This is a genomic window from Streptomyces sp. NPDC003300, assembly GCF_040610915.1.
Taxonomy (GTDB): Bacteria; Actinomycetota; Actinomycetes; order Streptomycetales; family Streptomycetaceae; genus Actinacidiphila.
The window spans coordinates 75,599-99,252 of record NZ_JBEXNE010000008.1 but is presented as its reverse complement, the minus strand read 5'-3'; the positions used below and the strand labels follow the sequence as shown (position 1 = coordinate 99,252).

Below are 23,654 nucleotides of genomic sequence, written 5' to 3'. Positions count from 1 at the left end.
GGACGGCAAGGACGGCAACCGGGGGGCGGCTGGGCTCAGCCCGTACCGGATGCTGGGCTGCCAGCGCCGGGGTGGACGGTGGGGCAGTAACGGCGCCATGGGTCGAGGAACTTGCCGCGCGTGTAGCCCTTGCGCTGGGTGCCGTCGGCGATGCGGACGTTGCCCGAGACGATCCCGAACTCCCGCAGCAGCGAGCCGAGGTCTCGTGCGGACAGTCCGGCCCTCCCCCACTCCCCCCATGGCGCCTCAGGATCTGCGCGGAGTTCAGCGAGGAGGTCGGTGGTGGTCAGGCTGTCCGGCTCGCGGCGGGCGAAGAAGATCCGCCGGATGTCCGCGAGGACCCTCGCGCCGCCGGGGTTGTCCTCCTCCGCCTGGGCTTCGGCGGCGACCATCCGCACGCATGCCTGCCGGGCCAGATCCGGCCACGGGCCGCCCGCGAGGTCAGCGACGATGACCAGCGGCTCCCAGGTGTCGGCGGCGCGGTCCTCCACCGGCAGCTCCGGCTCCAGGTCCGCGGCCGTGTCCACCAGCGGTCCGGACCACGAGACGATGCGCTCCCGCAGGGCGTGGAGAGCGGGGGTGTCGCGCCTGGACCGGAACGGGTGGACCCACTCGCCCTCGGCCCGGCGGCGCATCCGGATCACCACCGACCGGTCCATGATCGTGTCGGGGAGGTCGCCGATCCCGGCGAGCGCGGCCATGGCGAAGGTGGCGAACCGGTGCGGGGTGTGGTCATTGCCGACCACGCGGGTGACGTAACGGTTGCGCTGGTGACCGGCGTTGAGCAGGCCGCGCAGCTCCTCGTTCTTCTCCGCGACCTTCACGCTGCCGAATATCGTGTCGGCTTCGTCCACCAGTAGTGTCGGCGGCTGGTCACCGATGGACCGGAAGACCGCGGCCGGCGTCGTGTTGACCGTCAGCATCGGCTCGTGAACCGTCTCGGTCAGCACGTCCAGCAGACGGGACTTGCCGCACCGCTTGGCCGGGCCGACCACTGCCAGGCGTGGGGCGTGCTGCCAGGCGGCCTGCAGGTGTGTGGCCGCTACCCACAGCGTGGCCGCGTCCAGAGCGTGCGTGGAAGGCAGGATGACGAAGCGGGCTATCTGCGAGCGCAGTGCGCCCAGCAGCCGCGAGCCCTCGGCAGTACCCCAGTCCAGGGGCTTCGGCGCTGCGAGAGGCGGTACCTCCACCTGCGCTTCGGCCCGCTCGACTGTCTCGGTGGGCGTCTGTCGGATCTGCTGGCCCGGCACGGCGACCGGTGGCCATGGAGGCAGCGGGGATGCGCCGTCGTGAGTCGGGGGCGTAGCATTCACGCTGAACTCCTCTCTGTGAGGCTGTGGCTGGCAGGCCCGCCTTCACTGTGGTGAATCGATAGCTCGGTTGCTGGGACGTTCACGAGGCCCTCGGCGTTGGTAGCGCCGGGGGTCGTTTCGTTTTCCGGGGCTGTGCGCATCAGGCCCCCAGGGTCCAGTCGTCGCGGCTGGGGCTCTGCTGGGCCAGGCGCTGCTCGAACCGGGTGAGTTCGGCCTCGCTGTACAGGACGCGGCGGCCGATCCTCACCCCCTTGGGCCCGTATCCGATGTGGCGCCAGTAGCGCACGGTGCTGTCGGCCGTGCGGTAGCGCTGGGCCACCTCGGCGGTGGTCAGGTAGCGGTCCATCTCTCCTCTTCGACTAGGTAGCTAGCGGTTTTGAATAATGGTCCCACACAAAGTGCCGTTATGCAAACCGCATAATCCGTGGTACATTTTGACTAGACCCTGGGGAACCCGACCACACCGGAGAGGAGACACGAACGATGGCCGCGACCGACCACGGCAGCGCCCCGCTGCTGTACAGCGAGGGCAACGCCGCCGCACGCATCGCCCTGGAACGCGAAACGAGAGGCTGGAGCACCACCGAACTGGCCGCCCGCATGACCAAGGCCGGCGTCCCGATGAACCAGACCGCCGTCTGGCGCATGGAGAACGGCAAGCCCCGCCGCAAGATCACCCTGGACGAAGCCCTCGGCTTCGCCCGGGTCTTCGAACTGCCGCTGGAGGAGCTGATGTCGCCGCCGCTGGACGGCATCGACCTCGAAGGGCGGCGGTTCGTCCAGGAGGCCGTCGAAGCCTTCTACGAGTCCCGCGACGCCCAGGACCGGCTGCACAGAGCCGTCGTCACCATCGCCGCCTACCTGAAAGCCCACCCCGACAGCTCCACCGCCATCCACCAACAAGCCCTCCGTCTCATGGGCGAAGAGCGCGACGCACGCGCCCTGACCGAGTACATCGACGACGGGGGCTACTACCACTGACCCACAGGAAGAGAACCTGACTTGGCCAACATCCAAAAGCGCCCCAACGGCAAGTGGCGCGCCCGATACCGCGATCCCAACGGCAAGGAGCACTCCCGCCACTTCGACCGCAAGGTCGACGCCCAGCGCTGGCTCGACGAGGTCACCGCAAGCGTCCTCACCGGCCACTACGTCGACCCGAAGTCGGCGAAGAAGCCGTTCAAGGAGTACGCCGAGCAGTGGCGCGCCGGCCAGCCGCACCGCCCCTCAACCGCACGAGCCGTTGAGCAGCACCTCCGGTGTCACGCCTATCCCGCCTGGGAGGGACGGACCTTGGGAGGCATCAAGCCCGGCGACGTCCAGAGCTGGATCACCGGCCTGACGACGACCCACGGTCTCGCTGCCAGCACGGCACGCACCGTCTTCAACACCGTCAACGCCGTCTTCACCGCGGCTGTCCGCGACCGCATGATCCCCATCAACCCCTGCACCGGCGCCAGGCTGCCGACAGTGCCGAGGAAGCGGATCGTGCCACTGACTGTCCCCCAGGTGCGCAACCTCGCCGGGCAGATAGCCCCGCCCTATAAGGGCCTCGTCCTCCTGACGGCAGCCACCGGGCTGCGGCCAGGCGAGGTGTTCGGTCTCCAGCGTCGGCACCTGGACCTGCCCCAGGCGGCCCTCACTGTCGACCAGCAGGTCCAGCAGACCAAGCACGGGGTGTTCGTGGGCCCGCCCAAGACCGACCGCTCCTACCGTGTCGTGCCGCTTCCGAGGATGGCTACCGAGGCCATGAAGGCGCATCTCAAGATGTTCCCGGCACCGGCGCCGCAGGACTGGCTGTTCACGGCACCCCAAGGCGGCGCCGTGGCGTACAACGAGTTCATGAAGCGGGTCTGGCGCCCCGCGTGCCGGAAGGCAGGCATACCGGACGGGATTGGCCCGCACGCGCTCCGACATCATTACGCCAGCCTGCTGATCAAGCACGGCGAATCCGTGAAGACCGTCTCCGAGCGCCTCGGCCACACCAACGCGGCCATGACGCTGAACATCTACACCCACCTGTGGCCCGACTCCGAAGAGCGCACCCGGGCCGCCGTCGACACCGCCTACGCGGACAGCCCCGACGAGTGGGAAGCGGAGTCCACCGAAGCACATAGAGGCCGTTCAGTCTTGGCCGGGTGAGCGCTCGTGGTCTGTGCTTCCGGGCCACGGAGGTGAGGGGCTGCCGTCGGGCTCGAGACCGTGGGGCCACAGCGTTCGCCAGACTTCAGGCGAGTTGCGGCGCTTGCCGTCGTTTCCTCGGTCTGCCGATAGGTGTGCGAGGCGCTCGGCTATGTCCAAGCGTCCGTCCTCGAGGTAGTACCTCGCCAGTGTGTCCAGAGCAGTGAATTCTCCGTGCCGAGTCGCTTCGATGGTGAGGCGTTCAGCAGCAGCGTGGTCTTCGCCTTCTTTACGCAGCATTGCGAGTGCAACCAATGCCTGGGGGTTCCTGTACCGCGCCGCGTCGAAGGCAAGACGTTCTGCTTCGGCAAAGCGTCCGGCTTCCTCATACTTCTCAGCGAGAGCTCCCAAAGTTGCAGCGTCGCCGTGGCGAGCTGCTTCTCTTCCGAAAACCTCGGCCTCGTCGTTATGTCCTGTTGCGGAGCGCAGCCGAGCAAGCGTGCCCAGTGCGGTGCCGCTTCTGCGGATTTGAAGAGCCGTGTGCGCCAGTCGTTCAGCTGTGCTCGCATCGCCGTCGGCAAGCATCATACGGCCCAAGTAGTCCAGCCCTTCGGTGTCACCATGTTCGGCAGCTTTGAGGGCGAGACGCTCGGCCTCAGCTGTCTCGCCAGCGGCATGCCGCTGGCGAGACAGGCTGCACAGCGCCTTGGTTGCGCCGCTATCGGCCGCTTTCGCAGCGAGGTGTTCGGCATCGACCCGTTGTCCGGCTCTGTCACGCAGTTCTGCCAGATCGACAAGCACTTGTGTCTGAACCTCTGTCCCCGAGGCCAAACGCTCTGCGTCTTCCTGACGCCCGCTCTTCTCATAGCTGGTCGCCAAGGTGATCAGCGCCCAGGGAGCTCCATGCTCAGCTGCTGTGAGTGCGAGACGTTCGGCTTCTGCGAAATGGCCAGCCTCTGCCTGCTCGCCAGCCAAGGTCGCCAATACATATGGGCTGCCATATTTTGCCGCTTCGAGCGCCAAGCGCTCGGCCTCCTGACGATGTCCGGCGCTGCTCAAGCCTGAAGCTAGCCTCGACAGTCCGTACGGAGCACCCTGGTCGGCGGCCTTCAGAGCGAGGTGTTCCGCGTCCTGGAATCGGCCGGCTTCCACACGTATCTTGACGAGGTCGGAGACGAGATGGCTGTCGACACGGAGCGCTTCCAAAGCAACCTTGTCAGCTTCGGTTGCGCGCCCGGCCTCCTCGTGGCCCAGACAAAGTCGGTGAAGAGCCGGGCCGTGCCCGCGAGCGACTGCCTCTGCCTCAACCTCTTCGGCCTCCAGGGTCTGCCCAGCCGCATGAAAAGTGGCTTGCCTTGCGATGAGCTGGCGATCTGGGTCCTGCTGGTCAGCGGCAAGACGGAGCAAGTGGGCATGACGCAGCCTCCACCTCGTCCTGGCTGAACGCTCAAGAGCCGTAAGGGTTTGAGCATCGTCGATATGTGCCAGGGCGGCCCCCCAGAAGGCCTCGGGTGGGCAGATGTCCTGGCGAACCTGGTGACCGTGCTGCTCAAGGTAGTCCGCAAGCCGGTAGGTGGGGCCGTTTGCAGGACTTGGCTGGCCAGGGCGATGACGGATTCGCCGAAGAGGTGCTGTTCCGCCGTGCACGGGGCGGGCGGTGTAAGAGAGCGCCTGTTCAAACCAGTCGTCATCGAGTGCGTGGAATTGCTCATCGGTCATGTAGCCCGTTGCGGCCTGCTCGAGAAACCCGATCGGCAGGTCGGCACTGGCCCGAAGACGGCGGGCGTCAACTGCGGCGTCGAGCACGGCTCGTGCCGCGACGGGCGCATGCTCGTAGCGCTTGGCCAGCTCCTGCGCTCCAGCAAGAAACTGCGCAATCCTGCCGCTGCCCGCGTGGGACAGTGCAAGAGCAAGGCGGTTGTCCCCCCGGGCCTTCTCCTCTGCGACCTTCAGCTCGTCACCGGTGAAGGCGTCGGGCACGCGCAGATCCCGCCCGGCCAACAGCTCGCGTGCCTGTGCGTATGCGTCAAATTCATGGGCAGCGGGCAGAGCGGTGATTGTGTCCCAGTACCGCGGCCACAGAGTACCAAGCACGAGAATGGGAGCTCTCTCAGAGGCGCTGAGGAGAGATCGAAGGGCCGCAGAGATACGCTCGCCCATGCCGTCGGGCATGAGGTAATGCTGTGCCTCGTTCAGCCAGACCACTGTCTTGGAGCCTACAGATTCCAGTCCAGCAAGGGCGGCACCAGCACGAGTCGGATCAAAGGGATGCCACAAAACCCAGCCGTCGGCTGCGAGGGCTTGAATCGCCTCCCAACACGAGCGTGTCTTTCCAGTTGATGACTCGCCCACCAACATGAGGAGACGGCTCTGGCCGGCAACTGCTGCTACTACTGCGTTGCCAAGGGCCTCGTCGTGTGGGCGCGCGACATACGAGGGCAGCACGGTAGCCGGCGGGAACGAAGGATCGGCAACGTTGATTGCGTGGTGGACTTCCAGCTCGAATGGGTCGCACTCACTAATCAGTCGAACGTGGGGCGCCCCGTCAGCGGGGCTGGTTGGGACCCTCTGGCCGTTGACGTACACCGTATTGTTGCTGCCTTCGACGTACGCCCCGAAGTCACCACCAGCCACCACTGAATCACTTGCAGTCACCACCGTCGCCTCGCGCTGCGCCCGGTTCGGCGGAATCGACTTTCCTCCGCCCTGCCACCATCTCCGCGCAGTCATGTGGTGTTGCCGTCGCCCGTAATGACGTCACCGACATTTCCTGCGGCGGCTGCACTGCCGCTTCCATCCGCGCGGACGGAGCCAATGCTCGGCGTGTGGCTGGCGGGAGGCGGCTGGGCAGTCGGCGACGAAGTGAGACTGTTGTTGTTGCCTCGCACGACGCGCCCGATGCTGCCGCCCGCGGCCACGCCCCCGTCCGACGCCTCCACGGCCGTTACGGGCGAGTGCAGCAAGGCCCAGACAGATACCGTGAATCCAGCCAGGCTGACCACCGCTCCGATGAGGCTGCCTACCTGGTTCGCGGTTGCCGTATCCACGGCTACGGCCAAAACGGTCAGTCCCACAGCAGCTACAGCACACACGACGGTGCACATGATGACCGCGGTCTTCTTCCACCCCTGCATGGTTCTATCCAACACCCTGGCCGGCACTCTGTCCTGCGCTGCGCTTATACCTCGGATCCGAACTGGTCCTGGTGGCAGACGCACGCTCCTAAAGCGGAGGCCACAAGAAACAGCGGCAGGCCGGATCCCGTCCAGTCAGGAACTTCTCGTGATCATCACGGGCTGACAGCGTTGATAACAAAACGCAATCGGTTCAGTGCACTGCGGGCACCAAGTTCGTCAAGCGTGACGCGATGGAGCCTGGCCCGATCGGTTCCGGTTGTGTTGGGGCAACCGCCGGTGGACCGGGGGACAGCCGGACCAAGGTACGGCGCGAGCTGCCACCAGGTGTGGCCCGTAGTCGTACGGAGAGGAATGCCCCGCAGACCTGGTGGCTTCAGCGCTCCGACCTGACCTCACGTCAGTTTGGTTGCGCACTGTGTGCGGACCGCAGAGGTCCTCCTGAGCCCACCCGCCCGCTCCGCCGCAGGTCAGACGTCGATCCGCGACCGGTCCAGGGTCGTGGCGGAGTTGGTGATGAACTCCTTGCGGGGGGCGACCTCGTTGCCCATCAGGAGGTCGAAGGCCTGCTCGGCGGATTCGAGGTCGCTGATGTTGATGCGGCGCAGGGTCCGGTGGCGGGGGTCCATGGTGGTTTCGGCCAACTGGTTCGCGTCCATCTCACCGAGGCCCTTGTAGCGCTGGATGCTGTCCTTGTAGCGGACGTTGCGGCGCTGGAGGTCGAGGAGGGTCTGGCGCAGCTCGTTGTCCGAGTAGGTGTAGACGTACTTGTCCTGGCCCTTCTTGGGCTGGACGAGTTCGATGCGGTGGAGCGGGGGGACGGCGGAGAAGACCCGGCCCTGCTCGACCATCGGACGCATATAGCGCTGGAAAAGGGTGAGCAGGAGGCAGCGGATGTGGGCGCCGTCGACGTCGGCGTCGGCCAGGAAGATGACCTTGCCGTAGCGGGCCTGGTCGATGTCGAAGGTGCGGCCGGACCCGGCTCCTATGACCTGGATGATCGCGCCGCACTCGGCGTTCTTGAGCATGTCCGAGATGGACGACTTCTGGACGTTGAGGATCTTGCCGCGGATCGGCAGCAGTGCCTGGAACTCGGAGTTGCGGGCCAGTTTGGCGGTGCCGAGTGCCGAGTCGCCCTCGACGATGAACAGTTCGCTGCGGTCGACGGCGTCGCTGCGGCAGTCGGCCAGCTTGGCGGGGAGCGAGGAGGTCTCCAGCGCGGTCTTCCTGCGCTGCGCCTCTTTGTGCTGCCTGGCCGCGATGCGGGTCCTGGCGGCGGCGACGGTCTTCTCCAGGACGGCGCGCGCCTGGGCCTTGGCGTCCCGCTTGGTGGAGGTCAGGAACTCGCGCAGTTCGGTGGCGACGACATTGGCCACGATGCGGTTGGCGGCGGAGGTGCCGAGCACTTCCTTGGTCTGGCCCTCGAACTGCGGCTCGGCCAGACGCACGGTGATCACCGACGTCAGGCCCTCCATGGCGTCGTCCTTGACGATGTCGTCCTCGGCGACGCGCAGCAGTTTGGCCGAGCGCAGCACCTCGTTCATCGTCTTGGTGACGGAGCGCTCGAATCCGGTCACATGGGTGCCGCCCTTGGGGGTGGCGATGATGTTCACGAAGGACCTGGCGGTCGTCTCGTAGCCGGTGCCCCAGCGCAGCGCGATGTCGACGCCCAGCTCGCGGGTGACCTCGGTGGGGGTCATGTGGCCGCGGTCGTCGAGGACGGGCACGGTCTCCTTGAAGGTGCCGCTGCCGGACAGACGCAGGACGTCGCAGATCGGCTTGTCGGGGGCGAGGAACTCGCAGAATTCGCTGATGCCGCCGTCGAAGTGAAAGACCTCCTCGACGGGCTTGTCGGTCTCGATGCCGCGCTCGTCGCGCACCACGATGGTCAGGCCGGGCACCAGGAAGGCGGTCTGGCGGGCGCGCTGGTGCAGGTGGTCCAGGGAGAGCTTGGCGTCCTTGAGGAAGATCTGCCGGTCGGCCCAGTAACGCACGCGGGTGCCGGTGCGGGTCTTGGGGACCCGCTTGGCCTTGGTGAGCCCGCTGGCGGGGTCGAAGGGCGCCTCGGCGCCGGATTCGGTGAAGATTCCGGGGACCCCGCGGCGGAAGCTGATGGCGTGCGTGGCGCCGTTGCGGTCGACCTCGACGTCCAGCCGGGCCGACAGCGCGTTCACCACGGACGCGCCGACGCCGTGCAGACCGCCGGAGGCCGCGTACGAGCCGCCGCCGAACTTCCCGCCGGCGTGCAGCTTGGTCATGACGACCTCGACGCCGGACAGGCCCGTCTTGGGCTCCACGTCCACCGGGATGCCGCGGCCGTTGTCCCGGACCTCGACCGAGCCGTCCTCGTGCAGGATGACCTCGATGCGGTCGCCGTGACCGCCGAGCGCCTCGTCGACGGAGTTGTCGATGATCTCCCAGACGCAGTGCATCAGACCGCGACTGTCTGTTGACCCGATGTACATACCGGGCCGCTTGCGAACCGCTTCCAGCCCTTCGAGGACGAGCAGGTGCCGCGCGGTGTAGTTGGAGCCGTCGCGATCTGCACCCGTCAGCAGCGCAGAGGACGGCACGGATGTTTCGGCGGTCACGCGGGCAGCTCCTCGATCAGGAATGTTCTGAAGTTTTTTCAGCCGTGTCGGTGAGAGGGTACCGATGCCGGGAGGGGTGACAGCGCCGCGACCCGGTATCCGGGCCTCAACACGGCCCTCGTCCCCGCTTCCATGCTAGCCCTCTTCGAGCATGCGTTCGATAACCCGCGCGAGTGATACACATGTCACGTTCCCAAAGAGGCATGAACCATTTAGGCTCCGGGCACGTCCTCAGCAACAACCGGCAAGCCAGCCGGGAGCAAGTCCGGACAACAGCTCCATAAGCGACATCTGACGCAACTGACTCCTATTCGCCGCCAATCGGTAACATCCAGTCACCCCGAGGTCGGTTTTCGAGGAAAAGCTGAGAGCGGGAACGTTTTCGGCCTGGTTGGATGTTGACCCTGGTACGACAGCTCGTCGAGCTAGAGAAGAGGCGACGTGACTACTGTTCTGACCCCCGCGAGTCCGCTGACAGCGGCAGACCGCTGCGACCGCTGCGGCGCTCAGGCATACCTGCGCGTTGTCCTCATCAGCGGTGGTGAGCTGCTCTTCTGCGGACACCATGGACGCAAGTTCGAGCCGGAGCTCAAGAAGATCGCTTCGGAAATACAGGACGAGACCGGACGGCTGACCGACACCCCGGCAACGGCGGGAGAAGACGAGCGCTGACACTTCGCATCAGCGACGAATTCGAGTCGGCGGGCGGACAGACCCCTCCAGGGGGTGTCCGCCCGCCGTCTTCCGTTCAACCGCGGCCCGCCGCAGCTCAGCTGGTTCTGCCAGCCTTCGACCGCGCTGCGCCAGCGCTCAGCTACTGTGCGCCGCCACCAGTGAGGCCATCGCCGAGACCCGCGTGTAGACCCCTGGATAAGCCGCCTCCGCGCAGCCACTGCCCCACGAGACCAGACCGACGACCCGGTCCCCCACGACCAGCGGGCCGCCGCTGTCGCCCTGACAGGCGTCCCGGCCCCCGCCCTTGGCACCCGCGCACATCATCGAGGCGCGCACATAAGTGCCGTCGAAACTCCCCGGATACGCCTGCGCGCACACCGTGTCCGCGAAAACCGTGACCGTCGCGGAACGCAGCGTGTTCGAGTACGTGCCGCGGCCGGTCGTGTCACCCCACCCGTAGACCTGCGCCTGAGTGCCCGCCCGGTAGTCCTGCTCGTCGGAGGAGTCCGCGATCGGGATAGTGGCGCCCTTCGGCAACGCGGTCGCCAGCGTGATGACCGCGATGTCGCCGGAGTTCGTCGTCGAGTCGAAGCCGGGGTTGACCCACACCTGCGACAGGCCCAGTTCCTGCCCACGACCGCCGCTGAGGTCCGTACGACCGGCGATCACACGCAGGTCGGGCAGTTGGTGCCAGTCGCTCGCTCCGAGCGCCTCACGGCCGAAGCAGTGGGCCGCGGTGATCACCGTACGAGGCCCGACGGCCACCGCGCCGCAGAACTGGCCGGACCTGCCGGAGCCGAAGCGCTTACGGCTGGCCAGGGCCATCACCCATGGCGTGCTGTCCGTGCTGGCCGGGTTGCCACCGATCACGACGCCGTTGGCGGCGGCCGGGGTCGCGGGCGCGGCCAGCGGGACGGCCAGCACCGGCAACAGCGCCGCCGCGAGACCGCCGATCACAGCACGACGACGACCGGTCACGGCACGGAAGGGGAAACGCATGCGGCCTCCTGACCCTGTGAAGCACTCTGGACACCCAGAGTGATCGATAGGGCCGGAGGCCGCATCCGCAAAGAGGCCATGTCGCCCGAAAGACGTCCGCGGAGTTCTCCGGAGGCCCGAAGGACTCCGGGTCTCCGGAGGCCCGAAGGACTCCGGAGAACTCCGCGGAAATGACGTCGGGTCAGCCCGGCCGGGTCAGTCCAGGTAGTCGCGCAGCACCTGGGACCGCGACGGGTGACGCAGCTTGGACATCGTCTTGGACTCGATCTGCCGGATCCGCTCGCGCGTGACCCCGTAGACCTTGCCGATCTCGTCCAGCGTCTTCGGCTGCCCGTCCGTGAGGCCGAAGCGCATGGAGACCACGCCCGCCTCCCGCTCGGAGAGGGTGTCGAGCACCGAGTGGAGCTGTTCCTGCAGCAGCGTGAAGCTGACCGCGTCGGCCGGCACGACCGCCTCGGAGTCCTCGATGAGGTCACCGAACTCGCTGTCGCCGTCCTCGCCCAGCGGCGTGTGCAGGGAGATCGGCTCGCGGCCGTACTTCTGGACCTCGATGACCTTCTCGGGGGTCATGTCGAGTTCCTTGGCCAGCTCCTCCGGGGTGGGCTCGCGGCCCAGGTCCTGGAGCATCTGGCGCTGCACGCGGGCCAGCTTGTTGATGACCTCGACCATGTGCACCGGGATACGGATGGTGCGGGCCTGGTCGGCCATCGCGCGGGTGATCGCCTGCCGGATCCACCAGGTGGCATAGGTGGAGAACTTGAAGCCCTTGGTGTAGTCGAACTTCTCGACCGCGCGGATCAGACCCAGGTTGCCCTCCTGGATCAGGTCCAGGAAGAGCATGCCGCGACCGGTGTAGCGCTTGGCCAGCGAGACCACGAGGCGGAGGTTGGCCTCCAGCAGGTGGTTCTTGGCCCAGCGGCCGTCCTCGGCGATGATCTCCAGCTCGCGCTTGAGCTTGGGGGCGAGCTTGTCGGCCGCGGCCAGCTTGTCCTCGGCGAAGAGACCGGCCTCGATGCGCTTGGCCAGCTCGACCTCCTGCTCGGCGTTGAGCAGCGGGACCTTGCCGATCTGCTTGAGGTAGTCCTTGACCGGGTCGGCGGTGGCACCGGCGACGGCGACCTGCTGTGCGGGCGCGTCGTCCTCGTCGTCGTCGGAGAGCACGAAGCTCTCGGACTCCGACTTCTCGGTCTCCTCCTCGCCGCCCTTGCCCGCGGCGGCCTCCTCGACCGTCTCCTCCGCGTCGACGGCCTCGTCCTCGCCTGCGGCCGTCTTCTTGGCCGCCACCTTCTTGGCGGGGGCCTTCTTGGCAACGGTCTTCTTGACGGCGGCCTTCTTCGCCGACGCCTTCCTTACTGGGCTCTCCGCCTCCACCGATGGCTCCACCGTGGTCTCGGCCTCGGCCTCCACCTCCGGGGCGGCGGCCTTGGGCGCAGCGGTCTTCTTGACAGGGGTCGCCCTGGAGGCGACCGTCTTGGTGGCAGTACGCTTCGCCGGGCTCTTGGCTGCGACGCTCTTACGGGTGCGCTTGGGCGCCTCAGCGGCAGTCACCATCAGCGTCACACCCTCCTCGTCGAGGACCTGGTTGAGGCTGCGCAGAACGTTCTTCCACTGGGTTGCCGGAATCTGGTCCGCTTCGAACGCCCGACGCACGTCGTCGCCGGCGATCTGCCCCTGGGCCTTACCCTGCTCGATGAGCGCCATCAGAGACTCGGACTCGGCGATCTCGGACGGGAGCGTACGGGATGTGCTGGCCGACACGAACAACCTCTCGGAACGATGGGAACGACTCGGTGGAACCGCACAGCCACTCAGCGTCAAAATCGTCGCTGAATATTCCTTGTGCCGTGGCCACCTCTTAAGTCATCGCGCTGCCTCGCCAAGCGTTACGCCCACCCTACGTGGCCCGAGTCACACCCTAAATCGTGCAGATCGGTCATAAATCCGGACACATGACCCGTTCGGTCGTGCGAGGGCGCGGGAGAGCGGCCGGGAGAGCCACGGGGGACCACATGGGACCGCCGCCGACCCCAGGTGTTCCGGGGCCCGCGGCGGAGGGCGACACGGTCAGTGCTGCTCGCGCGGACCGGGGACGACGTGGTCGGCGGGAGCGGACTCGGGCTGCTCGGGCAGGACGGTGAGGAGCTGGCGCATCGCCGCCTCCGCCGTGCCGCCGTCGCTCTCGGCGAGCGCTTCGACGATCCGCTGGTGCAGGCCGACCGAGGTGTCGCCGGGGCGGTCGCAGCCGGTGACCGGGCCGCCGGACACGTGCAGCGCGGAGGAGACGATCCCCGACAGGTGCTCCAGCATCCGGTTGCCCGCGACCTGGAGGAGCAGGGCGTGGAATTCGGCGTCGGCCCTGGAGAAGGTCAGCGCGTCGCCCTGTGCGGCGGCGTGCGCCATGATCTCCGCCATGTCGGCGAGGCGCTGCTGTACGTCCTCGCGGCCGTGGCCCGCGGCGAGCCGGGCGGCCAGCGGCTCGATCGTCCAGCGCAGTTCGAGCAGTTCGCGGCGCTGGTCGTCGCGCTGCGGCCCGAAGGCGCGCCATTCGATGATGTCGGGGTCGAGCAGATTCCAGTCGCTCACCGGGCGGACCCGGGTACCGACGTTGGGCCGGGCGCTGACCAGGCCCTTGGCCTCCAGCACGCGCAGGGACTCGCGCACCACGGTGCGGGAGACCTCGAAGCGCTGGCCGATCTCCTCGGGGACCAGCGGGCGGTCGGCGCCCAGATCGCCGGAGACGATCATCTGCCCGAGCTGCTGGACGAGTTGTCCGTGCAGTCCCCGGCCACGGCTGCCGCCGGCCCGGCGGCCCATCCGGTTCATATCCGGTTCCATGCCCTCCCAGGACGTCAGTCCAGGTCGGTCGGTGCCAGGGGCTTCGGCGTACGAATAGCGGTCCAGCTCGCCCGATCCGGCGATTCCGGAGTCGGCAGAACGAGCCGCGGTCATCATGGTGTGCGCAAGGGTACTCACGCATCCTTTGTCGGCGATGCCGATGCGCGCCTTGAGGGCTTTGCTGAAAAGCACACGAAAGGGTGAGCGCTCATCACCTCATAATTGACGTTTTATGGCGATGAATCATCCCTTCTTGCTGGTAAGCGGCGCAGTTCGGCTGACGCGTGGGGCAGTTGGGCGGCGCCAGCGTCGCCGTCCGCGCAACGCGGTTGCCAGATAGGCGCAGACCAGCACGGTGAGTGACAACGACAGCGCGGAGACCACCGGTTGGGCGGCGAAGCGCAGCAGTCCCTCGACCGTTCCGCCGCCGCCCTGCGAGACCCCGCTGACCACCGACCACAACGCTCCGCCCGCGTCGGCGAGTTGTCGTGCCACCGGCCCACCGAACAGTCCCCGTACGGCCGGAGCGACCAGCAGCGGTACGGCGAGGACGGCGGCCACACCGAGCGCGGTGGTACGGAACACGCCCGCCGCGAGCACCCCCGCCCAGGCGCAGCCGACGGCGAGCGCCGCCCACCCGCCGAGCGCGGCAGGAAGCGTCGTCAGATCCGGCGCCTTTCCCGGGCCGAGGGTCAGCCGCAGCGCCAGGGTGTCGGCGACGGCGGCGAACGCGGCGAGCAGCAGCGCGCAGACTCCGCTCACGGCGAGTTTGGCGCCGAGCAGCCGCAGGACCCGCGGCTCGGGGCCGTACCCCGGCGCGAGGGCGGGGTAGCGGAACTCCTGCCCGTAGGCGAGTGCGCCCAGCACGCCCGCGCCCACGGCCGCCGCGGGCAGCGGCAGCCGGACCGCCCATCCGGAGATCAACCGCAACGGCGGTACGGACACAGCCCCGGTGCGTGCCATCAGGACCGTGCCGAGCACCGAGCCGACCAGCGCCGCTCCGGCGATCGGCCACGGCGTGAGGACCCCGAAGGCGCGCCGCAGTTCGTACCGCAGTGGCCGGACCGGGCCGTGCTGCCGTGCCGGACGCCGCCGCGGCTGCGGCAGGGCGGGCGGTACGGCGGCCGCCACGCCGCCTTCTGCCTCGGGGGTGGCGTCCGGGGTTGTGACGCCGTTTCCGCTCTCGTCGGCGAGGTGGTGCAGCAGGATGCCGTGGCGGTAGGCGGTCTCCCCCACCGCGGCAGAGTTGGTGCCGTAGACGGCGATACGGCTGCCGGTCGCGGCGATCACCTCGGCGCCGTCCTCGGTGAGCAGCGTGGCCAGGCGCTCGGCGTAGGGCGAGCGGACGGCCACGTACGGGCGCATCCTCGTGCGGGCGAAGTGCGCGGCCGACTGGTCCGCGACCAGGCGCCCCTTGTCGATCGCGATCACGTGGTCGGCGGTACGGGCGAGGGCTTTGGTATCACGGCCGGTGAGCAGGACCGCGCCCCCGGCGGCGACGTGCCGTCGTACGAGCGCGTGCACCCAGGCGGCTTCGCGGGCCGGGAGTTCGCGCACCGGGTCGTCCAGGACCAGCGCGCGGGGGTCGGCGAGCAGGGCCGCGGCGAAACCGAGACGGCGGTCCATGCCCAGCGAGTACGTGCCGAGCCGCTGTTCGGCGACCTCGGCGAGGCCGACCTGGTCGAGCACCTCGTCGGCGCGGGCGGCGGGCAGTCCGAAGGCGGCGCAGAGCATGCGGAGGTGGCTTCGGGCGGTGCGTCCGGGATGTCCGGGCACGTCACCCAGGAGGGCGCCGACGACGCGGGCCGGGTGGGGGAGGTCGCGCAGCGGCCGGCCGTCGACGAGGGTGGCGCCGCGTCCGCCCTCCAGCCCGAGCAGCAGGCGCAGGGCGGTGGACTTTCCCGATCCGGCGGGACCGAGCAGGCCGGTGACTTCACCGGCCCTGATGTCGAACGTGAGGTCGGTGACGGCGGGCGGGGCGTTGCGGCGGGGCATGCTGGTCAACCCGATGGCCTGGATCACCCTTGCACCATAGCTCCGCAAATGGGCGTTTTGCGGAAGGAGCCGGTTCTACACCTCGGGCCGCAGCATCGGCGGATTGAGCAGTGCGGCCCCGCCCGCCCTGAACAACTGCGCGGGACGGCCGCCCTGACGGGTCGTCGTCCCCCCGGTCGGCACGAGGAAACCGACCGTGCCGGTCACCTTGCGGTGGAAATTGCGCGGGTCGAGCGCGACACCCCACACCGCCTCGTACACCCGCCGCAGCTCCCCCACCGTGAATTCGGGCGGGCAGAAGGCGGTGGCCAGCGACGAGTACTCGATCTTCGACCGCGCGCGCTCGACCCCGTCCCCCAGGATCCGGGCATGGTCGAACGCGAGCGGCGCCGTCTCCCCCGCGTGCTCCTGTCCCCCTTCGCCCAGCAACGTCCCGACCGGCGCCCAGCGCGCGCTGCGGGCGTCACCGCCCGCCCGAGGCGCGGGCAGGTCGGGCGCGAGCACCAGATGCGCGACGCTGACCACCCGCATCCGCGGATCGCGCTGCGGATCCCCGTAGGTGGCGAGCTGCTCCAGATGAGCGCCGCTCTGCGCCCGGAGCCCCGTCTCCTCGGCCAGTTCCCGCGCCGCGGCCTGGGAAAGGTCCTCGTCCTCGCGGACGAATCCGCCGGGCAGCGCCCACCGCCCCTGGAAGGGCGGCTCGCCGCGCCTTACCGACAGTGCGCACAGCGCGTGATGTCGCACGGTCAGCACGACCAGGTCGACGGTGACGGCGAAGGGCGGGAAAGCCGACGGGTCGTAGGGCGACATGGCGCGATCATAGTCGTCTGCCTGACGATAATCAGCCGGATCGGGAGCCTGATCCCTATCGGATCGATACGTTTTCCCGTCCCTCTCCGCTCGGTCTCCGCTCGGTCCCCGCCCATGGTCAGGTCCCGAGGTGCAGTCCCGGCGCCGCCTCCTCGATCATGGCCATCCCCAGACGGCTGACCCGAACGGAGAACGGCTGCTCCGCGACCCGCAACCCCGTCAGATGCACGGCTCCCAGCGGCACGGCGCTGATCGGCCGGACCGCCACCGTGCCGCCCGGCGCGTCCGGCCGCACCCCGGCGAGCGCCGTCAGCAGATGGACGGCCCCGGCCGCCGCGACCGCCGCCGGACGGCACGCCATGGGGTGCGGGCATGGCGCACCGCCCGCATAACGCTGCTCGCCCCCGTATATCTCCGGCATCCGCAGTCCGAACTCCGCCGCAGCGTCCAGCACCCCGCCCACCAACGCGGACGCCTCCTTCTCCAGCCCCGCCGCGGCGAGGCCGGACACGGCGAGCGCCGTCTCACGGACGCGCACCGCACCTCCGCGGTGGCCGAAGGGGCTGAAGCCGGGCGTCTTCGCCGACATCGTCCGCAGGCCCCAGCCGGAGTTCATGTCCGGCGCGGCGAACAGCTTGCCGAGCTGTTCCGTCTGCCCCTTGTCCAACAACCCGGGAGCGAGCGCCCCTTCGCCGAGCAGCCCGGTGTCGAGGAGGTGCGCGAGCGACGAGGACAGCACCGGCACCGGTCTTCCCCCGGCGGCCAGCGCCAGCGCGGGCCGCCCACCGCCCGGATCCTCCAGCCAGAATCCCCGCCGGAAGCCCGCCCGCAGCGCCGCCGCGTACTCCCGCCAGCCGTCCGTTCCACTCCGTTCGTGGGCGTCGAGCAGATCCGCACCCTGCACCGCCGCGCGATACGCGTACGCCTGTACCTCCGCCCGCACCGGACCCTCCGCCGACGGGTCCACGACCAGGCCGGAATCCGTCGTCGCCGCCCGCATCCAGCCGAGGCACCGCTCCGCCGCCGGGAGCAACGGCTCCACCTCGCGGGCCGGAAGCCCCCAGCGTCGGGCCTCGGCCAGCACGGTCACGAAGAGCAGCGTCGCCTCCACGCCCGAGTCCAACGGCGGCAGGTGCGGTCCGGAGTGCCGCGGCACTCCGGGCACACGGCCCGTCGCGGGGTCCTGCAACCTGGCCAGCATGCGGAGCGTGCCCGCCGCGAGCCGCGTGCCGAACGGCAGCAGCATCCGCGCCGCCCACAGCGCGTCCGCGGGCGCCAGCCCCATCCGCCAGGGCGCCCCGGCCGCGACGTAGAGGTCGGCCGGATATTGCGGCGCGCGGAGCAGCAGGGCCTGTGCGTCCCCGAGCGAGGCGTCCAGCAGGGCACCGGCTCTGGGGTCGTCGCCCTCCAGCCGCGCGTCGGCCCACATCGGCGGCGGTCTGTCGCCGACCGGTGCCCGCGCGCTGCCCGCCGTCGTGGCCGCCGGTGCCGGCTCCACCCGCAGCTCGATCGTCCGTGCCGCTCCGGGCGCCACCTCCAGGCCCCACCTCAGCAGTCCCGACGCGCCCAGCGCCGCGTCCGGCGCGGGAGTCGCGGTGACCCGCGCCGATTCCCCGCCGCTCGACCAGCGCAGCCCCGAGCCGCTGACGCCGGCCGTCAGATCCGCCCCGGCCTGCCCTGCGGCCACCGCGGAGAGCGCCGCGAGATCCGTGCCGAACGCGATCTCGACGGGCAGCGCCACCCGTACCGGCCCCGCGTTGGCGAACGTGATCCGCTCACCGCCCTCGGCGGTCCTGACACGCTCTACCGTGACGACCGGGTCGGGGCCACGGTCGCCGGGTGTCCGGACGACCGCCAGGAAACGTGCCCGTCCCGCGTCGAGCAGCCTGGCCTGCACGGTCACCGGTTCGGCTCCCGCGACCGTCAGCTCGCAGCGGCTCAGCAGTCGCCTGCCGTCGCGGTAGAAGCCGTCCAGACCGTCGCCGCGCATCTGCCCGTGCTGTGCGGACACCGCGAGGGCCGGCGCCGCCACGCAGATGACGGCGTCGTGGACGGGTACCGGGCCGGGTGCCGCCCGGCGCGGTGCGACGACCGGCGGCGTGCTCACCGGGCTCCGTCCTTCGCCGCGCGCGCGGCCCGGGCGACGGCCGGAGCCGCCGCCCGCTCGTACGGGATTCGTCTTCCGGGAGAGTGCTGCACGCCGGGTGAACGCCCCGCCGAGCGCACAGGTCACGGCCCGTCTACCGTTCCTGAACGGGAGCCCCGGCTCCCCGCACGGCCCGCACCCCCGAAAAGAGACTCCATGACCGTCCACCGCCAGCCAGGCACCGTCATCACCGACCACACGTTTGCCGTACCGCTCGATCACTCCTCCCCGGACGGGGAGCGGATCGAGGTCTACGCCCGCGAGGTCGTGGCGGCGGGCCGGGAGCGCGAGTCGTTGCCTTGGCTGCTGTATCTCCAGGGCGGTCCGGGCTTCGGCTCGCCGCGCCCGCTGGGACGGGACGGCTGGCTGCCGCGCGCGCTCGACGACTTCCGGGTGCTGCTGCTCGACCAGCGTGGCACCGGGCGCTCCACGCCCGCCACCCGCCAGACGCTGCCCACCCGTGGCGACGCCGCCGCCCAGGCGCACTACCTGTCGTACTTCAGGGCCGACTCGATTGTCCGGGACTGCGAATTCATCAGGCGTCAGCTCCTCGGAGAGGACGCGCGCTGGAGCGTGCTGGGCCAGAGTTTCGGCGGCTTCTGCGCGGTCACCTATCTGTCGTCGGCGCCCGAAGGTCTGCGGGAGGTGTTCCTCACGGGCGGCCTGCCGGGTCTTGATGTGACCGCCGAGGCCGTCTACCGCGCCGCCTATCCCCGCATCGAGCGCAAGAACGCCGGTCACTACGCCCGTTACCCCGAAGACGTCGAGACGGTGCGCACCATCGTCCGCCGCCTGCGCGACGAGGCGGTGTCGCTGCCCGGCGGAGGCCGCCTCACACCTGAGGCGTTCCAGTCCCTCGGTCTGATGCTCGGCACCGGCACCGGTTCGCACACCCTGCACTACCTGCTGGAGTACGCGTTCGTGACGGGTCCCTCCGGTCCCGTCTTCTCCGACTCCTTTCTCTCCCAGGTCCAGCAGCATCTGTCCTTCGCCGCGAATCCCCTTTACGCGGTGCTGCACGAGTCGGTCTACGGACAGGGGTCCGTCTCTCCTCACGGCACCGGCTGGGCCGCCGAGGCCGTCCGTGGTGAATTCCCGCGGTTCGACGCCGAGCGCGCGCTGGCAGGGGACGCTCCCGTGCTGTTCACGGGAGAGAGCATCCATCCGTGGATGTTCACGTCCGATCCGGCGCTCGCACCACTGCGCGAGACGGCGGAGCTTGTCGCGCGCCGCGAGAAGTGGCCGGACCTCTATGACACCAGCCAGTTGGCGGCCAATGAGATTCCGGTGGCGGCGGCGATCTACCACGACGACATGTACGTCGACACTGCCCACTCGCTGGCCACCGCGCGTGCGGTGCGCGGGCTGCGGACCTGGGTCACCGACGAGTTCGAACACGACGGTCTCCGGGTGAGTGGCGGCCGGGTCCTCGACCGGCTGATCCGACTGGCCCGCGGCGAGCTGTAGTCGAGGCGATCACGCGCTGCCGCCGCTCCTGCCGCAGGCTCCGCCGCAACAGCTCAGGGTCCAGACCCTCGTTGACGGAGTGGTGGAGCAACCGCGCGAAGGTGTAGTGGGGTTCGAGGTCCAGTGCGAGGCCGAGGGCGACCCGCGCCTCGGCCTCGTCCCCCGAGGACCAGGCGACCCAGCCCGCCAGGGCGAGCGGGGCCGCGGCATGGTCCGCGTACGGTCCTGCGCAGCGCCGAGCGAGCGCCCGCCACAGTCGAAGGGCGGCGTCCGCCTGCGCGGGCTCCATCCATTCGGCGGCGCGGTCGCGTGCCGTGCGGTCCTGGAGGCCGAGGATGACCGCCGCACCCTCGTTGTCGGCGAGGAGCCGGTCGTCCCGCCGGTCCGCACGTGCGGGATCGTCGATCCGGGGCGCGGAGCGGAACTTCTCAAGTGCCGCACGGGCCAGGGCGAGTGTTCGCTGCCGGACGCTCTCGCAGTCACCGTCGTCGAGCATGCGGGGCACCAATTCGGCGCAGGCCGCGTCGAGGGCGATCTCGTGATCACGATTCCGCGCCTCGGACGGCTTCAGCCTGGCTTCCATGTCCCGCAGCGAACCCGGCGCCGGGATTCCCGCGTAGGCGCTGGCCGCCGCCATCGTGGACCGGCCGGGCGGAGCCAGGACCGTTCCCTCCGCCGGGACGGTCTCCGCGGGGCGGCAGTAGGACCACCAACGGCCGGCCGAGACGCACAACGCCTCGACGACGGGCACGTCCAGCGCCCCGCAGGCCACCCGGATCCGCTGGGCGAGCGGCCTCAGCCTTTCCATCACGGCCGAAGCGCGCTCCCCTTCACGCGGGTCCCGGCACAGGAACAGCACGATGGCGTCGGGTCGCCCACCGCGCCGGGTGCTGTTCCTCACGAGGCAGTCGGCGAGTTGGTCGGCGGTCTCCGGCCACTCACTCGGGTCCTCCGGCAGGCCCAGTCGCAGTCGGCCGCCGAAGCGGCCGTGCTCGCCGTGCAGTGCGACGAGCACGACGGAGTCATTGGGATGAAAACCCATCAAGTACGGCAATGCGTCGGCCAGGTCGGCGGGCCCGCGCAAGGTGACTTTGGCGTCGGCCGCTTCGGATGATGACTCTCCGTGCTGAATCTCTCTGCTCTGTGTCATGAGATCGACGATGCCGTAATCGCGCGAATCACACCAGACCCCCCAAAAACCTGTGGATAACTTTCGGTGGAGTTATCCACAGGCCACGGAGCGGGGTTGGCGCGATGTCGGTGCGATCAGGTTGCATGGGGGCATGACCGAGACCCCCACCGCGCTGCGTTCCGCGGCCGACACCGTACTGAGCCGACTCGTCGGCGCCGAGCCGGGCACCGCACGGCTCCGCGAGGACCAGTGGCTCGCCGTCGAGTCGCTGGTCGCGCACGGCCGCAGAACGCTGGTCGTCCAGCGCACCGGCTGGGGGAAGTCGGCCGTGTACTTCGTGGCCACGGCGCTGCTGCGCGAGCGGGGCAGCGGCCCGACGGTCATCGTCTCGCCGCTGCTGGCCCTCATGCGCAACCAGGTGGAAGCCGCCGCACGCGCGGGCATCCGGGCCCGCACGATCAACTCGTCCAACACCGAGGAATGGGGCGAGATCGAGGCGGAGGTCGCGGCGGGCGAGGTGGATGTCCTGCTCGTCAGCCCGGAACGCCTCAACAACCCGGACTTCCGCGATCAGGTGCTGCCCAAGCTCGCCGCCACCACCGGCCTGCTCGTCGTCGACGAGGCGCACTGCATCTCGGACTGGGGTCACGACTTCCGCCCGGACTACCGACGGCTGAGGACGATGCTCGCCGATCTGCCGCCCGGCGTCCCCGTGCTGGCGACCACGGCCACCGCCAACGCCCGCGTGACCGCCGACGTCGCCGAGCAGCTCGGTACCGGCGCCACCGGGGCCGATCAGGAAGGCGCCCTCATCCTGCGCGGGCCGCTGGACCGCGAGAGCCTGTCGCTCGGCGTGCTGCGACTGCCCGACGCCGCCCACCGGCTGGCCTGGCTCGCCGACCACCTCGAAACGCTTCCGGGCTCCGGCATCATCTACACCCTCACCGTGGCGGCGGCCGACGAGATCACCGCGTTCTTGCGGCAGCGCGGCTTCCCCGTCGCCTCCTACTCGGGGAAGACCGAGAACGCGGACCGGCAGGCGGCCGAGGCGGATCTGCTCGCCAACCGTGTCAAGGCACTCGTGGCCACCTCGGCCCTGGGCATGGGCTTCGACAAGCCCGATCTCGGATTCGTCGTGCACGTCGGATCGCCCTCGTCGCCGATCGCCTACTACCAGCAGGTGGGCCGTGCCGGACGCGGCGTCGACCACGCCGAGGTCCTGCTCCTGCCCGGGCGCGAGGACGAGTCGATCTGGCGGTATTTCGCGTCGCTCGCCTTCCCGCCCGAGGAGCAGGTGCGCCGCACCCTGGAAGTGCTCGCGGCCTCCGACCGCCCGGTGTCCATCCCCGCGCTGGAAACACGCGTCGATCTGCGCCGCTCCCGCCTGGAGATCATGCTGAAGGTGCTGGACGTCGACGGCGCGGTGCACCGGGTGCGCGGCGGCTGGACCGCGACCGGGCAGCCGTGGGCGTACGACACCGAGCGGTACGCGTGGGTGGCCCGCCAGCGCGAGACCGAGCAGCAGGCCATGCGGGACTACGCGACCACCACCGGATGCCGGATGGAGTTCCTGCGCCGGCAGTTGGACGACGAGCAGGCCGCGCCCTGCGGACGCTGCGACAACTGCGCGGGCGCGCGCTTCCCGCTGGAGGTCTCGAACGCCGCGCTGGACGCGGCACGCGCGGCGCTCGGGCGCCCCGGAGTCGAGCTGGAAGCACGCAAGATGTGGCCGACCGGTCTCGAGGCGATCGGCGTCGCGCTCAAGGGGCGTATTCCCGCGACGGAACAGGCGTCCACCGGGCGGGCGTTGGGCCGTCTGTCCGACATCGGGTGGGGCAACCGGCTGCGGCCGCTGTTCGCCGAAGGAGCCGTCGACCAGCCGGTTTCGCCGGAAGCGGTGGACGCCGTGATCCAGGTGCTCGCCGACTGGGCCAAGGGGCCCGGCGGTTGGGCCAGCGGCGCGCCGGACGCCCCCGCACGCCCGGTCGGCGTGGTCGGTGTCGCCTCTCGCCGCCACGGCGTGCTGGTGGAATCGCTCAGCACCCGTATCGCCGAGGTCGGCAGAATGCCCCTGCTCGGCCGGGTCGAGTACGCGGATCAGGGAGACCCGGGCGGCGTACCGCGCAGTAACAGCGCACAGCGGGTACGCGCCCTGCACGGGGCTTTCGTCGTACCGCAGGAGTTGGCCGCGGCCCTTCAGGCGAATCCCGGTCCCGTGCTGCTGGTCGACGATCTCTCCGACACGGGCTGGACACTGGCGGTCCTGGCCAGGCTGCTGCGGCGGGCCGGTGCGACGGCTGTCTTCCCGCTGGTCCTGGCCGTTCAGGGGTGAATGTGCGTGGCGAGGCGCCGGACGGGACAGGATCTAAGCGGCGGACAGGTCCATACCGGTCGGCGGCTTCAATTGCCCGTTGCCGCGGGGCAATACGGGAGCGA

17 protein-coding genes are annotated in these 23,654 nt (G+C 69.6%); 5 read left to right on the top strand and 12 right to left on the bottom strand.

Features of this window, described 5'->3' with window-relative positions:
* Positions 1-35: 35 nt before the first annotated feature.
* Together ABZX65_RS14500 and ABZX65_RS14495 are read right to left on the bottom strand one after the other, a co-directional pair.
* The gene (locus ABZX65_RS14500) at positions 36-1,190 is read right to left on the bottom strand and encodes a DUF3631 domain-containing protein (RefSeq protein WP_355338304.1); all 1,155 of its coding nucleotides are present in this window, start codon (positions 1,188-1,190) and stop codon (positions 36-38) included.
* A gap of 262 nt (positions 1,191-1,452) precedes the next feature.
* Positions 1,453-1,659, bottom strand: a complete 207-nt coding sequence (locus tag ABZX65_RS14495) for a helix-turn-helix domain-containing protein (RefSeq protein ID WP_355338301.1) — start codon at positions 1,657-1,659, stop codon at positions 1,453-1,455.
* Positions 1,660-1,796: 137 nt separating this feature from the next.
* On the opposite strand from ABZX65_RS14495, the gene ABZX65_RS14490 reads away from it, so the two are divergent.
* Together ABZX65_RS14490 and ABZX65_RS14485 are read left to right on the top strand one after the other, a co-directional pair.
* Positions 1,797-2,294 (top strand): helix-turn-helix transcriptional regulator, encoded by a 498-nt coding sequence (locus ABZX65_RS14490; RefSeq protein ID WP_355338298.1) that lies wholly within the window; start codon positions 1,797-1,799, stop codon positions 2,292-2,294.
* 21 nt (positions 2,295-2,315) lie between these two features.
* Positions 2,316-3,455, top strand: a complete 1,140-nt coding sequence (locus ABZX65_RS14485) for a tyrosine-type recombinase/integrase (RefSeq protein WP_355338295.1) — start codon at positions 2,316-2,318, stop codon at positions 3,453-3,455.
* Here the strand turns inward: ABZX65_RS14485 and ABZX65_RS14480 are convergent.
* The 3 genes from ABZX65_RS14480 to ABZX65_RS14470 all read right to left on the bottom strand — a co-directional run bounded on the left by ABZX65_RS14480 (position 3,438) and on the right by ABZX65_RS14470 (position 9,159).
* Positions 3,438-6,089: a transcriptional regulator gene (locus ABZX65_RS14480; protein ID WP_355338292.1), complete on the bottom strand. Its 2,652-nt coding sequence runs from the start codon at positions 6,087-6,089 to the stop codon at positions 3,438-3,440. The two genes, ABZX65_RS14485 and ABZX65_RS14480, sit on opposite strands and share 18 nt — an antisense overlap.
* A gap of 71 nt (positions 6,090-6,160) precedes the next feature.
* Positions 6,161-6,568: a hypothetical protein gene (locus ABZX65_RS14475; protein ID WP_355338289.1), complete on the bottom strand. Its 408-nt coding sequence runs from the start codon at positions 6,566-6,568 to the stop codon at positions 6,161-6,163.
* A 470-nt stretch (positions 6,569-7,038) separates the two neighbouring features.
* Complete coding sequence (locus ABZX65_RS14470) at positions 7,039-9,159, bottom strand: DNA topoisomerase IV subunit B (RefSeq protein WP_355338286.1); 2,121 nt, start codon at positions 9,157-9,159, stop codon at positions 7,039-7,041.
* Between the two features lie 441 nt (positions 9,160-9,600).
* On the opposite strand from ABZX65_RS14470, the gene ABZX65_RS14465 reads away from it, so the two are divergent.
* Positions 9,601-9,831, top strand: coding sequence for a hypothetical protein (locus ABZX65_RS14465; protein ID WP_188286081.1), 231 nt, complete (start codon positions 9,601-9,603; stop codon positions 9,829-9,831).
* Between the two features lie 138 nt (positions 9,832-9,969).
* Here the strand turns inward: ABZX65_RS14465 and ABZX65_RS14460 are convergent, their stop codons facing one another.
* The 6 genes from ABZX65_RS14460 to ABZX65_RS14435 form a co-directional block, all read right to left on the bottom strand.
* Entirely contained in the window at positions 9,970-10,833 is an 864-nt protein-coding gene (locus tag ABZX65_RS14460; RefSeq protein WP_355338283.1) for a serine protease, read from the bottom strand.
* A gap of 195 nt (positions 10,834-11,028) precedes the next feature.
* Positions 11,029-12,591 (bottom strand): RNA polymerase sigma factor, encoded by a 1,563-nt coding sequence (locus ABZX65_RS14455; protein WP_355338280.1) that lies wholly within the window; start codon positions 12,589-12,591, stop codon positions 11,029-11,031.
* A 306-nt stretch (positions 12,592-12,897) separates the two neighbouring features.
* Positions 12,898-13,806 carry a FadR/GntR family transcriptional regulator gene (locus ABZX65_RS14450; RefSeq protein WP_355338277.1) on the bottom strand — a complete coding sequence of 303 codons (909 nt, stop codon included), beginning with the start codon at positions 13,804-13,806 and terminating at the stop codon, positions 12,898-12,900.
* 105 nt (positions 13,807-13,911) lie between these two features.
* The gene (locus ABZX65_RS14445; RefSeq protein WP_355338274.1) at positions 13,912-15,690 is read right to left on the bottom strand and encodes an ATP-binding cassette domain-containing protein; all 1,779 of its coding nucleotides are present in this window, start codon (positions 15,688-15,690) and stop codon (positions 13,912-13,914) included.
* Positions 15,691-15,738: 48 nt separating this feature from the next.
* Positions 15,739-16,473: an NUDIX domain-containing protein gene (locus ABZX65_RS14440; protein WP_188286086.1), complete on the bottom strand. Its 735-nt coding sequence runs from the start codon at positions 16,471-16,473 to the stop codon at positions 15,739-15,741.
* A gap of 118 nt (positions 16,474-16,591) precedes the next feature.
* The gene (locus ABZX65_RS14435) at positions 16,592-18,580 is read right to left on the bottom strand and encodes a glycogen debranching N-terminal domain-containing protein (protein ID WP_355338271.1); all 1,989 of its coding nucleotides are present in this window, start codon (positions 18,578-18,580) and stop codon (positions 16,592-16,594) included.
* Positions 18,581-18,775: 195 nt separating this feature from the next.
* On the opposite strand from ABZX65_RS14435, the gene ABZX65_RS14430 reads away from it, so the two are divergent.
* Positions 18,776-20,086 carry an alpha/beta fold hydrolase gene (locus ABZX65_RS14430; protein ID WP_355338268.1) on the top strand — a complete coding sequence of 437 codons (1,311 nt, stop codon included), beginning with the start codon at positions 18,776-18,778 and terminating at the stop codon, positions 20,084-20,086.
* Here ABZX65_RS14430 and ABZX65_RS14425 read toward each other — a convergent pair.
* Positions 19,998-21,236, bottom strand: coding sequence for a DUF4192 domain-containing protein (locus tag ABZX65_RS14425; RefSeq protein WP_355338265.1), 1,239 nt, complete (start codon positions 21,234-21,236; stop codon positions 19,998-20,000). The genes ABZX65_RS14430 and ABZX65_RS14425 overlap by 89 nt on opposite strands.
* A gap of 133 nt (positions 21,237-21,369) precedes the next feature.
* Here ABZX65_RS14425 and ABZX65_RS14420 point away from each other — a divergent pair, with 133 nt between their 5' ends.
* On the top strand, positions 21,370-23,550 hold the full coding sequence (locus tag ABZX65_RS14420; RefSeq protein WP_355338262.1) for a DEAD/DEAH box helicase: 2,181 nt from the start codon (positions 21,370-21,372) through the stop codon (positions 23,548-23,550).
* Positions 23,551-23,654 lie beyond the last annotated feature (104 nt).